Annotated in this window: 9 protein-coding genes; 8 read left to right on the top strand and 1 reads right to left on the bottom strand. The window is 67.1% G+C overall.

What is annotated here, in order from left to right; all coding sequences use genetic code 11:
• Positions 1–48: 48 nt before the first annotated feature.
• The 7 genes from ABC347_RS16075 to proC all read left to right on the top strand — a co-directional run bounded on the left by ABC347_RS16075 (position 49) and on the right by proC (position 8,667).
• Positions 49–1,965, top strand: a complete 1,917-nt coding sequence (locus ABC347_RS16075) for a TonB-dependent receptor domain-containing protein (protein ID WP_413246720.1) — start codon at positions 49–51, stop codon at positions 1,963–1,965.
• Positions 1,966–2,098: 133 nt separating this feature from the next.
• Positions 2,099–3,151 (top strand): efflux RND transporter periplasmic adaptor subunit, encoded by a 1,053-nt coding sequence (locus tag ABC347_RS16080; RefSeq protein ID WP_413246721.1) that lies wholly within the window; start codon positions 2,099–2,101, stop codon positions 3,149–3,151.
• A gap of 1 nt (position 3,152) precedes the next feature.
• Positions 3,153–6,278 carry an efflux RND transporter permease subunit gene (locus ABC347_RS16085; protein WP_413246722.1) on the top strand — a complete coding sequence of 1,042 codons (3,126 nt, stop codon included), beginning with the start codon at positions 3,153–3,155 and terminating at the stop codon, positions 6,276–6,278.
• A 10-nt stretch (positions 6,279–6,288) separates the two neighbouring features.
• Entirely contained in the window at positions 6,289–6,843 is a 555-nt protein-coding gene (locus ABC347_RS16090; protein WP_413246723.1) for a TspO/MBR family protein, read from the top strand.
• Between the two features lie 14 nt (positions 6,844–6,857).
• Positions 6,858–7,136 carry an accessory factor UbiK family protein gene (locus ABC347_RS16095; protein ID WP_413246724.1) on the top strand — a complete coding sequence of 93 codons (279 nt, stop codon included), beginning with the start codon at positions 6,858–6,860 and terminating at the stop codon, positions 7,134–7,136.
• A gap of 123 nt (positions 7,137–7,259) precedes the next feature.
• Positions 7,260–7,769 carry a type III secretion system chaperone family protein gene (locus ABC347_RS16100; protein ID WP_413247083.1) on the top strand — a complete coding sequence of 170 codons (510 nt, stop codon included), beginning with the start codon at positions 7,260–7,262 and terminating at the stop codon, positions 7,767–7,769.
• Positions 7,770–7,866: 97 nt separating this feature from the next.
• Positions 7,867–8,667, top strand: a complete 801-nt coding sequence (proC, locus tag ABC347_RS16105; RefSeq protein WP_413246725.1) for a pyrroline-5-carboxylate reductase — start codon at positions 7,867–7,869, stop codon at positions 8,665–8,667.
• On the opposite strand, the gene acs is transcribed toward proC, so the two are convergent.
• Complete coding sequence (gene acs, locus ABC347_RS16110; protein WP_413247084.1) at positions 8,668–10,617, bottom strand: acetate--CoA ligase; 1,950 nt, start codon at positions 10,615–10,617, stop codon at positions 8,668–8,670.
• 246 nt (positions 10,618–10,863) lie between these two features.
• Here acs and ABC347_RS16115 point away from each other — a divergent pair, with 246 nt between their 5' ends.
• Positions 10,864–12,660: a ShlB/FhaC/HecB family hemolysin secretion/activation protein gene (locus ABC347_RS16115; RefSeq protein ID WP_413246726.1), complete on the top strand. Its 1,797-nt coding sequence runs from the start codon at positions 10,864–10,866 to the stop codon at positions 12,658–12,660.
• Positions 12,661–12,681 lie beyond the last annotated feature (21 nt).

Consider the following 12,681-nt stretch of genomic DNA (forward strand, 5'->3'; position numbering starts at 1 on the left):
TTATCGATCCGCGACGGCCGTTGCGCGATGGCGTGCCACAAGCGCCGGATGAAAAGGGGTTTTCTGATCGCCGTCGCGCTGCTGCCGCTGGCCACCGCCGTGCAGGCACAGCGCACCGACGACAATGCAGTGACGCAGGCCGACGATGCGTTCGGCAAGAGCGTCGGCAACGAGCGGATTGGTATCTACAATCCGTTCGACGTCCGCGGGTTCAGCCCGGTCGATGCCGGCAACGTGCGCATCGAGGGGCTGTATTTTGATCAGCAGGCCGACCCGTCCGACCGGTTGGTCGATGGATCGACCGTCCGCGTCGGCCTGAGCGCGCAGGGCTATCCCTTTCCGGCGCCGACCGGCATCGCGGATTACACGCTGCGCCGGCCCGGCGCGAAGCCGCTGGCAGGCACGCTGCTGCAGATCGGGCCATTCGGACAGGTGGGGCTCGAGGTCGATGCGCAGTTGCCGCTGGATGGTGATCGGCTGGGGCTGGCCGGTGGATTCAACGTCAATCGCGGGCGCGAGCATTTCGGATCGACGTCGAACTTCTGGTCGACTGCGGTCAGCCTGACCTGGAAGCCTGCACCGGGGATCGAGATCACGCCGTTCTGGAGCCGGCTGCGCTATGCCGACGAGGAGCCGCAGACGCTGATCTTCACCGCTGGCGACTATCTGCCGCCCAAGCTGAAGCGCGGCCCCTATTACGGGCAGCGCTGGCAGGAAGCGCGCGGCGCCACCGGCAACTACGGAGTGCTGGCGAAAGCGCCGCTGGGCGGGTTCGAGATCGAGGCAGGGCTGTTCCGATCCTGGTTCGAGCAGGACCGTAGCTATGCCGATATCCTGCTGGGGGTGACGCTGGACGGTGCGGTTGCGGATCGGCTGGTGATTGCGGATGCGGACAACAAGTTCGCATCGACATCGGGCGAGATCCGGGTTTCGCGCGCGTTCAAGGAAGGGCCGCGCGTGCATCAGCTGATCGCTTCGCTGCGGGGACGTGACCAGCAGCGCCGCTATGGGGGCTCGGATTCGGTTTCGCTCGGGCCGACACGGTTCGGCGTGCAGGATTTCCGTCCCGAGCCGACCTTCACCTATGGCGAGAGCACGCGGGATGCGGTGCGCCAGTTCACCGCGGGCATCGGTTATCGCGGGGTCTGGGCCGGGGTCGGCGAGCTCAGCCTGGGCGTGCAGAAGACCGATTACCGCAAGATCATCGACGATCCGGTGACCGTGTTCCCGGTCTCGCGCGACAAGCCTTGGCTATTCTCTGCCGCCGGCAACGCATTCCTGACCGACGATCTGGTGATCTATGCCGGCTACACGCGCGGGCTGGAAGAAAGCCCGGTCGCGCCGGATATCGCAGTCAACCGTAACGAAGCCCCGCCCGCAATCCGCACGCGCCAGGCCGATGCCGGATTGCGGCTGGCAATCACGCCGAAGCTGAAGGCGGTGGCCGGGGTTTTCGAAGTCACCAAGCCCTATTTCAACCTCGATGGTGGCAACCGTTTCCGGCGGCTGGGCGAAGTGCGGCATCACGGGATCGAGCTGTCGCTGGCGGGCCAGCCGATCGATGGGCTAACCACCGTCGTCGGCACGATCTTCCTGGATGCCGAAGTATCGGGCGAGGAAGTCGCGATGGGGCTGATCGGGCCGAAACCGGTCGGAGCGATCGAGCGCTACACGGTGGCCAGCGTCGATTACAAACTACCTTTCGTGCCCGGCCTGTCCGTCGATGCGGTGGTGGAAAGCACCGCCGACCGCATTGCCAACGCCGCCAACACGCTGGTCGTGCCGCCGCGCGCGGTGCTGAGCCTCGGTGGGCGCTATCGGTTCAAGCTGGGTGACGTGCCGGTGCTGGTGCGCGGCCAGGTGGGCAATGTGTTCGACAAATATGGCTATGGCGTGGGGGGCAGCGGATTCTTCGTCTACAATGTCCAGCGCCGCTATTCGCTGACGCTGGCAGCCGATCTTTAGGCGGGGCCGAAGCCAATGTGTCGAATGTGAAATACGGGGTCCGCCCGCCTGTGCCATAGGCTTGATCATGAGTTTCAGCCGATCAGCCGTGACGGGCGTGCAACCGTCGCGACCCGTGAAGTGTTTGGCGGCGATGAAGCCAGCCATCCCCGTCATCGCCTTGTCGCTGTTGCTGGTGGGGTGCGGGGGCGGCGAAGCCAAGCAGCGCGAGCGTCCGGCCCCCTTGGTGACTGCGGTGCAGGCGAAGCCGGTGCGGTTCGTCGACCGGATCGAGGCGATCGGCACCGCCCGCGCCAATGAGCAGGTGACGCTCTCCGCACCGGTGACCGAGCGGCTGGTGCGGGTCAATTTCAACGACGGCGGCTATGTGGCGGCGGGCCAGGTGGTCGCGACGCTGGCGCAAAGCCAGGAGAATGCGACGCTGGCCGAAGCCCAGGCCAATGCCCGCGTCGCCGGGCAGCAGCTTGCGCGGATCTCCGAGCTCAAGCAGCGCGGCTTCGCCACCAATGCCAGCCTCGATACGCAGATCGCCGCTGCCTCGGCAGCCCGCGCGCAGGCCGAGCAGGCCCGCGCGACGATCGCCGATCGCGTGATCCGTGCGCCGTTCGGCGGTTATGTGTCGCTGCGTACCATTTCTCCCGGCGCGGTCGTGCAGGCGGGCACCGAGATTGCCACGATCAGCGACATCTCCGTCATCAAGCTCGATTTCCCGGTGCCGGAAACGCTGCTGTCGGCGATCCGGCAGGGCCAGACGATCGACGCGCGCGCGGCCGCCTTCCCCGATCAGCCGGTGCGCGGCACGATCGAGACGATCGATACGGTCGTCGATCCGGCGACGCGATCGGTGCTGGTTCGCGCGGTGCTGCCGAATCCCGACCGGCTGTTGAAGCCGGGCATGCTGCTGACCGTGGCGATCGAGGCGCGGCCGCGCACCGCGCTGGCGGTGCCGGAACTCGCGGTCGTCGGCGAGGGGGACCAGCGCTATGTGTTCCGGATCGGCGCGGGCGACAAGGTGACGCGGGCGCCGGTGAAGGTGGGCGTCCGCCAAAACGGGCTGTTGGAGATCAGCGAGGGGCTGGCGGCGGGCCAGAAGATCGTGGGCGAAGGCGTTGTGAAGGTGGCCGACGGAATGACCGTGAAGCTGGCCGGGCCGCGCCCCCCTGCCAATGCGCAGGCGGCACGCTGACATGATCCTTTCCGACGTCTCTGTGAAGCGTCCGGTGTTCGCGGCGGTGCTCGCGATCCTGCTGACGCTGATCGGCATCGTCGCCTTCTTCGCGCTGTCGGTGCGAGAATATCCCGACGTCGACCCGCCGATCGTGTCGGTTTCGACCACCTATACCGGCGCCGCCGCCAACGTGGTGGAAAGCCGCGTGACCCAGCTGATCGAAGAGCGGCTGGCGGGAATCGGAGGCATCCAGACGATCAGTTCGCGATCCCGGGACGGCGATTCGTCGATCTCGGTCGAGTTCGCGCCGGGCCGCGACATTGACAGCGCCGCCAACGACGTGCGCGACCGAGTGGGCGGCGTGCTGGAGGACCTGCCCGACGACGTGCTGCCGCCCGAGGTCCGCAAGGTCGATGCGGACGCGCAGGCAGTCGTGGTGTTCGCGCTGACCGCGCCGCAGGGCTGGACCAACCTGCAGCTGTCGGATTGGGCGGACCGCAACTTGGTCGATCGCTTTTCGGCGGTGCCGGGCGTCGCCAACGTGCAGGTCTATGGCGAGCAGCGCCCGGCGATGCGCGTCTGGATCGATCCCGCCAAGCTGGCCGCGTTCAGCCTGACACCGGCTGACGTCGAAACCGCGCTGCGCACCCAGAATGTCGAGCTGCCGGCCGGCCGGATCGAGGCGGCCGAACAGAATGTAACGTTGCGCGTCAACCGCCCGTTCGCCACCGCCGAGCAGTTCCGCCAGCTGATCGTGGCGCGCGGCGAGGGTGGTTACCTGGTCCGTCTGGGCGATGTCGCCCGGGTCGAGGAGGGGCCGGAGAATATCTATTCCAGCTTCCGGTCCAACGGGCGGACCGGTGTCGGCCTCGGTATCGTCCGCCAGTCGGGTGCGAACACGCTGCAGGTGGTGGACGACGCGAAGAAGGTCGCCGACCAGATCCGGCCGAGCCTGCCGCCAGGCATGCAGATGGATATCGGATCGGATAGCTCGCTGTTCATCAGCCGCGCGATCGATGGCGTCTATCATACGCTGGCCGAAGCCGCGGTGCTGGTGGTGCTGGTTATCTACCTGTTCTTGGGCAGCTGGCGCGCCACGCTGATCCCCGCCGTCACCGTGCCGATCTGCCTGTTGGCGACGTTCGCGGTCATGTGGGCGTTCGGCTTCTCGATCAACCTGCTGACCTTGCTGTCACTGGTGCTGGCGATCGGCCTGGTGGTCGACGATGCGATCGTGGTGCTGGAGAATGTCTATCACCGGATCGAGGAGGGCGAGGATCCGCTGGCGGCCGCCTATCTGGGCACGCGGCAGGTGGGCTTCGCGGTGATCTCGACAACACTGGTGGTATGCGCGGTGTTCGTGCCTGTGATGTTCCTGGCGGGGCAGACGGGCCTGCTGTTCCGCGAACTGGCGGGCGCGATGATTGGCGCGGTCGCCTTTTCCGGTTTCCTTGCGCTCAGCCTGGCGCCGATGCTGTGTTCGAAACTGCTGCGCAAGACCGAGCGCGGGCGGCTGGCAACCTGGGTCGATGATCATTTCCGGCGGCTGGAAGGCCGTTACGAGCGGCTGCTGGATCGCGCGATCCGCCGGCCGGTGATCGTGCTGGCGGCGGTGGGCGTGGTGCTGGCCGGGGCAGGCGCCGTGTTCCTGACGCTTTCCAACGAACTGGTGCCCAGCGAGGACACCGGCATCATCCGCGCCGACCTGTCGACTGCAGAGGGCACCGGCTATGCCGAGTTGCAGCGGCAGATGTCGACCGTCGAAGGGCTGCTCGAACCGATGATCGGACAGGGTGCCGTGCGCCGGCTGGTGGTGCGCGCGCCCGGCGGTTTCGGCGCGACCGAGGATTTCAACAGCGGTGCGCTCGTCATCTTTCTCAAGCCCTGGGAAGAACGCGACGTGAGCACGCAGGAGACTGCGGAGGCGATCAACGCAAAGCTGGCGACGCTGCCCGCAATGCGTGGCAATGCGACGCCGCAATCCTCGCTCGGCCGCGGACGCGGACAGCCGATCAACTTCGTGATTGCGGGATCCAGCTATGAGGATCTGGCGCGTGCGCGCGACCGGATCATCGCGGCGGCGGCGGAGAATCCGGGGATCATCAATCTCGATTCCGATTACAAGGAAACCAAGCCGCAGCTGCAGATCGACGTCGATACCGGCCGGGCGGGCGATCTGGGCGTCTCGGTCGATGCGGTCAGCCAGGCGCTGCAGACGCTGATGGGGTCGCGCCGCGTTTCCACCTATGTCGATCGCGGCGAGGAATATCGCGTGATCGTGCAGGCCGAAGCCGGGCAGCGCGCGGTCGAGCGCGATCTGGGTCAGGTCTATGTCCGATCGGTATCGGGCCAGCTGGTGCCGCTCGCCAACCTCGTCACCACCCGCCAGATGGCCGGCGCGCGGGAGCTGGGACGGTTTAACAAGCAGCGCGCAATCACGCTGCAGGGTGGCCTGGCCCCCGGCTATGCGCTCGGCGATGCGCTGACCTTCCTGGAACAGCAGGCCGCCAACGCGCCGGAGATCACCGCAGTCGGCTATCGCGGCGAAAGCCAGTCGCTGAAGGAGACGGGTGGATCGATCCTTGCCGTGTTCGTGCTGACCATCCTGATCGTCTATCTGCTGCTGGCCGCCCAGTTCGAAAGCTTCGTCCACCCCGCGGTGATCATCACCACCGTGCCGCTGGCAGTGGCGGGCGGCGTCGTCGGGCTTGCGGCGATGGGGCAGACGCTGAACCTCTACAGCCAGGTCGGGATCGTGATGCTGGTCGGGCTCGCGGCCAAGAACGGCATCCTGATCGTCGAATTCGCCAACCAATTGCGCGACGAGGGCGTGGCGTTCGGCGATGCGATCCGCCAGGCCGCGACGCGCCGGCTGCGTCCGATCCTGATGACGTCGATCGCGACGGTGGCAGGCGCGGTGCCGCTGATGATCGCCAGTGGCGCGGGAGCCGGCGCCCGCCGCGCGATCGGCGTGGTGGTGGTATGGGGCGTGTCGATCGCGACGATCATCACGATCTTCCTGATTCCGGTACTTTACGTCATCATCGCGCGTCGCACCGGATCGCCACTGGACACGAGCCGCAAGCTGGACGAAGCGCTGGATCGCGGCGAGCATGGGGGCGCTGTGCCGCAGCCTGCGGAATAGGGGGTTAGGATTGGGCCAGATCGCTTCGCCGGGACAGCTTCGGATGTCGCTCGCCCGCTGGGCATTGCTGTGCGTGCCGCTGGTGCTGTTGCTGGGCACCGCATCGGGTGCGCTGTCCGGATGGGGCGCCGACGACCCCTGGTTTGCAGCGCTCGACAAGCCGAGCTTCCAGCCGCCGGGTTGGGCGTTCGGCGTGGTCTGGCCGATCCTCTATGCGCTGATGGGGCTAGCGCTGGCGATCGTGATCAATGCGCGTGGATCCCGGCTCCGCAAGCCGGCGATCGCGCTGTTCGTGGTTCAGCTTGCAATCAACCTAGCATGGTCGCCGCTGTTCTTCGCCGCGCATCAGGTGACGCTGGCCTTCTGGTGGATCCTGCTGATGATCGTGGCTGCGGCGGCCACCACCTGGTTGTTCGCCCGCGTGCGGACCTCCGCAGCGCTTCTGATGCTACCCTATCTGGCCTGGCTCTGCTTCGCCGCGACGCTCAATTTCGCAATCGATCAACGCAACCCGGAGGCCGAGACGCTTGCGCCGGGCGGCCCCAGCACCCAGATCACACTCTGATCCGGAGACAGGCAATGCAAAGCGAGAACCGCTTTTTCGATGATGTGGTGAAGGTGCTGAACGGCGCCGCAGGGACGATCGCCGGCGTCGGCCGCGAGGCCGAGGCATCGATGCGCGAGCGCACCAAGGAATGGATCGGCGGGCTCGATTTCGTCAGCCGTGACGAGTTCGAGGCCGTGAAGGCGTCCGCCGCCGCGGCGCGCGAGGAGGTCGAGGCGCTCAAGGTGCGGCTTGCCGCGCTCGAGGCACGGGCGGCTCCGGCTACAGCGCCGGACCTTGGCAAGGGCGTCTGATATCGCGGGGCGCACGGCCGAACGATCCACAGCTTTGTCGATCGGGCGGCCGCACCTCGCTTGCAGCTTATCGGCGGCTGGTCCACCATATCTGGTGTCGGCTGGCGGAGATGTAACGAGATGATGCTCGACGACGATCAGGAACAGGCGGGCGAGGGTGCCGCGCCGATCGACATGCTCGAACAATATTTCGACGCGCATGGCTGGACCCATGAACGCAGCGGCGAGGATGAGATCGTCGCCAATTTCCAGGGTAGCTGGACCCAGTATGAATTGCGCGCGGTGTGGCGCGAGGAGGACCGCGTCCTCCAATTTCTGGCGCTGCCCGATATCCGGGTGCCGGCGGACAAGCGGATCACGGTCTATGAAACGCTGGGGCTGATCAACGAACAGCTTTGGATCGGCCATTTCGAAATGTGGGCATCGAGCGGGATCCTGCTGTTCCGCCATGCGGCTCTGCTCGACACAAGCGGCGATGCCGCGCTGACGCTGGACCAGGCGGAAACGCTGGTCGAAGCCGCGATCGACGAATGCGAGCGTTTCTATCCGGTCTTCCAGTTCGTGCTGTGGGCAGACAAGACGCCGCAGGAAGCGATTGCTGCCGCGCTGATCGAAACGCAGGGCGAGGCCTGAATCCCGGCGAGAGCCGAGACCTGGAGCCTAATCGCCTCGCCTGCCTCGGATTCCGGATCAAGTCCGGGATGACGAACCTTTTGAAACGAGACCGCCTATGATCCACGATGGACCGCTGTGGCTGGTCGGGGCCGGCAATATGGGCGGAGCGATGCTGCGCGGCTGGCTCGACGCCGGGCTCGATCCGGCGCAGTTGGTGGTGATCAACCGATCTGGCACGCCGCCGGCCGAGGGGATCGTGACGGTGACGACCCCGCCCGATGGTGCGGTACCGGCCACGATCCTGCTGGGTGTGAAGCCACAGATGTTCGACGATGTCGCGCCGTGGATCGCGCCGCTCGCCGGGCCGGGCACGCTGCTCGTCTCGATGCTGGCCGGTGTCGAGATCGCGTCGCTGGCGCAGCGCTTTCCGCAGGCAGCGCTATGCCGGATCATGCCCAACACGCCGGTGGCGATCGGGCGAGGCGTGATCGGGCTGCACGGCCCCGCGCTGGCGCCGGCCGAGCGTGCCCGCATCGATGCGCTGATGACGCCGCTGGGGCTGGCGGAATGGATCGACGACGAGGCGGCATTCGATCTGGTGACCGCGCTGGCGGGATCGGGCCCGGCCTTCCTCTACCGGTTCATCGAAGCACTTGGGCGGGCGGGGGCGGCGCTGGGGCTGCCGGCCGATCAGGCGGCGCGGCTGACGCTGGCAACGGTCGACGGGGCGGCGCGACTGGCGGCGGAGTCGAACGAGGATCCCGGCCGGCTGGCCGATCGCGTCGCCAGCCCCGGCGGATCGACGCGCAAGGGGCTCGACGTGCTCGACGCCGATCCCGGGCTGGCCGATCTGCTGCGCCGCACGCTGGCGGCAGCGGTCGCGCGCAACCGCGAAATGGCGGCTGCCGCGCGCTGATCAGGCGGTCACCCGGTTCGCCACCAGATCGTCCACCACGGCCGGATCGGCCAGCGTGGACGTATCGCCCAGCGATGCGGGCGCGACATCGCCTTCCGCGATCTTGCGCAGGATCCGCCGCATGATCTTGCCCGATCGTGTCTTGGGCAGGCCGGGCGCGAACTGGATCGCATCTGGGGTGGCGATCGGGCCGATCTCCTCGCGCACCCAGGCGCGCAGTTCCTGCCGCAGCGCTTCGGACTGGGCCTCGCCCGCGTTCAGCGTGACATAGGCATAGATCCCCTGGCCCTTCAGGTCGTGCGGCATGCCGACGACCGCGGCCTCCGCCACCTTGGCGTGCAGCACCAGCGCGCTTTCGACCTCGGCCGTACCCATCCGGTGGCCGCTGACGTTTATCACGTCATCGGTGCGGCCGGTGATCCACCAATAGCCGTCCTCGTCCCGGCGGGCGCCGTCACCGGTGGTGTATTTGCCGGGATAGGTGGCGAAATAGGTCTGGAAGAACCGCGCATGATCGCCCCACACGGTGCGCATCTGCCCCGGCCAGCTGCGCGCGATCACGAGGTTGCCACTGGTCGCGCCATCGAGGATGCGGCCTTCGGCATCGACCAGCTGCGGTTCGATCCCGGGTAGCGGCAGCGTGGCGGAACCTGGCTTGAGCGCAACGGCACCCGGCAGCGGGGCGATCATCGCGGCCCCCGTCTCGGTCTGCCACCACGTATCGACGATCGGGCAGCGGCCTTCGCCGACGACCGCATGATACCAGCGCCAGGCTTCCGGATTGATCGGCTCGCCGACCGTGCCGAGCAATTTCAACGAGGCACGGCTCGTCTGGGTGACGAACGCATCGCCCTCCTTCATCAGCGCGCGCAGCGCGGTCGGCGCGGTGTACAGGATCTCGACCTTGTGACGATCGACCACTTCCCAGATCCGCGATGCGGTCGGCCAGTTGGGCACGCCTTCGTACATCAAAGTCGTGGCGCCGTTGGCGAGCGGGCCGTAGACGATATAGCTGTGCCCGGTCACCCAGCCGATATCGGCTGCGCACCAGTAGATCTGGCCCGGGCGATAATCGAAGCAGAGTTCGTGGGTCAGGCTTGCCCAGAGCAGATAGCCGGCGCTGCTGTGGAGCACGCCCTTCGGCTTGCCGGTACTGCCGGAGGTGTAGAGGATGAACAGCGGATCTTCGGCCGCCATCGGTTCGGCGGGGCAGGTGGCGGGCACATCTGCGATCGCCTCATGATACCAATGGTCGCGTCCCGGCCGCATCGCGACGTCGGCACCCGTAGCGCGCACGACCAGGATGTCGGTCAGGCTGGGGCAATGCGCGGCGGCCTTGTCGACATTGGCCTTCAGTGCCACGCGCTTGCCGCCGCGGCGGCCTTCGTCGGCCGTGATAACCAGCTTGCTGTCGCAATCCTGGATGCGGCCCGCCAGCGCATCGGGTGAAAATCCGCCGAACACGACCGAGTGGATCGCGCCGATCCGCGCGCAGGCCAGCAGCGCCACCGCGGCTTCCGGGATCATCGGCAGGTAGATCGTCACGCGATCTCCCTTGGCGACGCCCAGCGCCTTCAGCGCACTGGCCAGCCGGCAGACGTCGGCATGCAGCGCGCGATAGCTGATATGGCGGGCGGCTTCGGCGGGATCGTCCGGTTCCCAGATGATCGCAGTGGCATCGCCGCGATCCTTCAGGTGGCGATCGAGGCAGTTGGCGGAGACGTTCAGCTTGCCATCCGCGAACCAGCTGATGTGAAAATCCTGTTCGTTGAACGACCAGTCGCCAGCGATCTCGGGCCGCTTGATCCAGTCCAGCCGGCGCGCCTGTTCGAGCCAGAAACTGCCCGGATCGGCAAGCGAACGGCCATAGAGCCGCTCGCGCGCAGCCCGGTCGACTCGCGTCCTTTCGGCGACGGCGGGCGGCACGGGGTAAAGCGTCGGTTCGGCCATCATCGCATCCCGGATCGAAAGGGAGGCGTAGGTGGCCCATCGCGGCCCCGCTGCGCAAGCCCCGCGCGCCTGTCGCCGGAATTGACAGTGGCGCACGCGCGAGCCTACCACGAACGCGGTATTTGCTTTGGTCCGGATCCGCCTAAACGGGTGGAGCGGTCGGGACCGTCAACGATATAAACTGGGTCGCATACTGGCAGATCATGCGCCGCATCCGCAGGGGGATGGGGCAATGAGGGGGCACGTATGCTGTCACGTTTTCCGGTGGTTCCGGTATCCACCGGCATGTTGCTGACCGGCGTACTCGCCGGGCTGCCATCCGTAGCGAATGCCCAGGCGGTGCAGCCACCGGTGCAGCAGCCCGGCATCGACGCGCCGACCCGAGACCAGATCGAACAGCCCCGCCCCGATGCTGCCACGGCGCCCGCACCCCGCGCGCGGGTCGAGGCGAGCCGGGCGGTGGAAGCCGCGCCCTGTCCGTTCGATCGCTACGATCTGCAGACCGTGATCAGCACGATCCGCTTTTCAGGGCCGGGCGATGCCGCGCTGCCGCCCGAGATCGCTCCGCTGCTGTCCGACATCGCCGCCGCACCCCCGGCAGGCACGCAGCCGCTGAAGATCGTCTGCGACATCCGCGATCGTGCAACGTCCGCGCTGCGTCGTGCGGGCTATGTCGCGTCGGTGCAGATCCCGCCGCAGCGGCTGGAAGGCGGCGAGCTGAAGCTGGAAGTAGTGACGGCGCGGATCGTGGAAGTGCGCGTGCGTGGCGATGCCGGACCCTATGGCGCCACGATCGAGGCGCGCATCGCCCAGCTGAAGGCGCTAACCCCGCTGAACGAGCGCGATGCGGAACGGGTGCTGCTGCTGGCCGGGGACATACCCGGGCTGGACGTGCAGCTTGGCCTGCGACCCGCGGGCACCGCGCCGGGCGAGGTGATCGGCGACCTGACCGTCGCCTACCGGCCGTTCTCGATCCTGGGCAACGTCCAGAACTACGGATCGCGCCAGCTGGGCCGCGAGACTGCCTATCTGCGCGGTGAATATTACGGCCTGACCGGAGCATCCGACGTCACCTATCTGGGCGGATCGGCCACGCTCGACTTCGACGAACAGAAAGTGGTGCAGGGCGGCCATATCATGGGGCTGGGCGCCAGTGGTGCGACGATCGGCCTGAGCGGCACCTATGCATGGTCACGGCCCGATATCGGCCAACTCGACCTGCGGTCCGAATCGCTGATCGCGGGGCTGGAGGTGCGCGCGCCGCTGGCCGTGTCGGTGGACCGGCGACTGTTCCTGGCCGGCGGAATGGAAATGATCGAACAGCGGACCCGCGTGCACCGCGTGGCCAACGGCCAGAATGTCAGCGATGCCCTGAACCGGGACAAGCTGCGCGTGGCCTATATCCGGCTCGATGGTACCTATCGCGATCGCAATGCCGCCGGGATCGAGACCTTCTCGCTGGCGGGCTCGCTGGAGCTGCGCCAGGGTCTCGACATCCTGAACGCCACCAAGATGAACGAGCGTAACGCGAGCGGCTACACACCCTCGCGTCCGGATGGAGACCCGACCGCGACCGTGATCCGCGGCAAGCTTGAGAGCAGGATCGGGGTGGGGCCGATCTTCAGCCTCTATGGCCAGGCGCGCGGCCAATGGTCGAACAACCCGCTGCTGAACTTCGAGGAATATGCGATCGGCAACCTCACGATCGGTCGTGGCTATGACCCCGGCGCCAATTCCGCCGATCGTGCGATCGGTTTGCGCGGTGAGCTGATCGCGAAGGTGATCGACCTGCCCGCGCGGGTGGAGCTGTTCGGCTTCTACGACAGCGTCTGGCTGTGGAACAAGGATCGCAACGCGATCGAAACCGATCGGCGGCTCGGTTCCTATGGCGGCGGCGTGCGCGCGTTCGTGCCGGGCCTCGCACTGGTCGAAGCGATGTATGCGCGGCCGACCAACAAGGCGCTGCTGCTGCCCAACGCCCGGCGCGCGCCGGACCGGTTCCTGATGTCGATCACCCTACAGTTCGCGCCCGGCGCCCGCTGACCCGCGCCGCAGGAGAGCAAA

This window comes from Sphingomonas canaveralia (genome assembly GCF_047238125.1).
Classification (GTDB): domain Bacteria; phylum Pseudomonadota; class Alphaproteobacteria; order Sphingomonadales; family Sphingomonadaceae; genus JBDFMH01.

Bases quoted from the DNA above. Each gene is read 5' to 3' on its own strand.
- ABC347_RS16075 (WP_413246720.1), top strand. From the start codon at position 49: ATGAAAAGGGGTTTTCTGATCGCCGTCGCGCTGCTGCCGCTGGCCACC.
- ABC347_RS16080 (WP_413246721.1), top strand. From the start codon at position 2,099: ATGAAGCCAGCCATCCCCGTCATCGCCTTGTCGCTGTTGCTGGTGGGG.
- ABC347_RS16085 (WP_413246722.1), top strand. From the start codon at position 3,153: ATGATCCTTTCCGACGTCTCTGTGAAGCGTCCGGTGTTCGCGGCGGTG.
- ABC347_RS16095 (WP_413246724.1), top strand. From the start codon at position 6,858: ATGCAAAGCGAGAACCGCTTTTTCGATGATGTGGTGAAGGTGCTGAAC.
- ABC347_RS16100 (WP_413247083.1), top strand. From the start codon at position 7,260: ATGCTCGACGACGATCAGGAACAGGCGGGCGAGGGTGCCGCGCCGATC.
- proC (WP_413246725.1), top strand. From the start codon at position 7,867: ATGATCCACGATGGACCGCTGTGGCTGGTCGGGGCCGGCAATATGGGC.
- acs (WP_413247084.1), bottom strand. From the start codon at position 10,617: ATGGCCGAACCGACGCTTTACCCCGTGCCGCCCGCCGTCGCCGAAAGG.
- ABC347_RS16115 (WP_413246726.1), top strand. From the start codon at position 10,864: ATGCTGTCACGTTTTCCGGTGGTTCCGGTATCCACCGGCATGTTGCTG.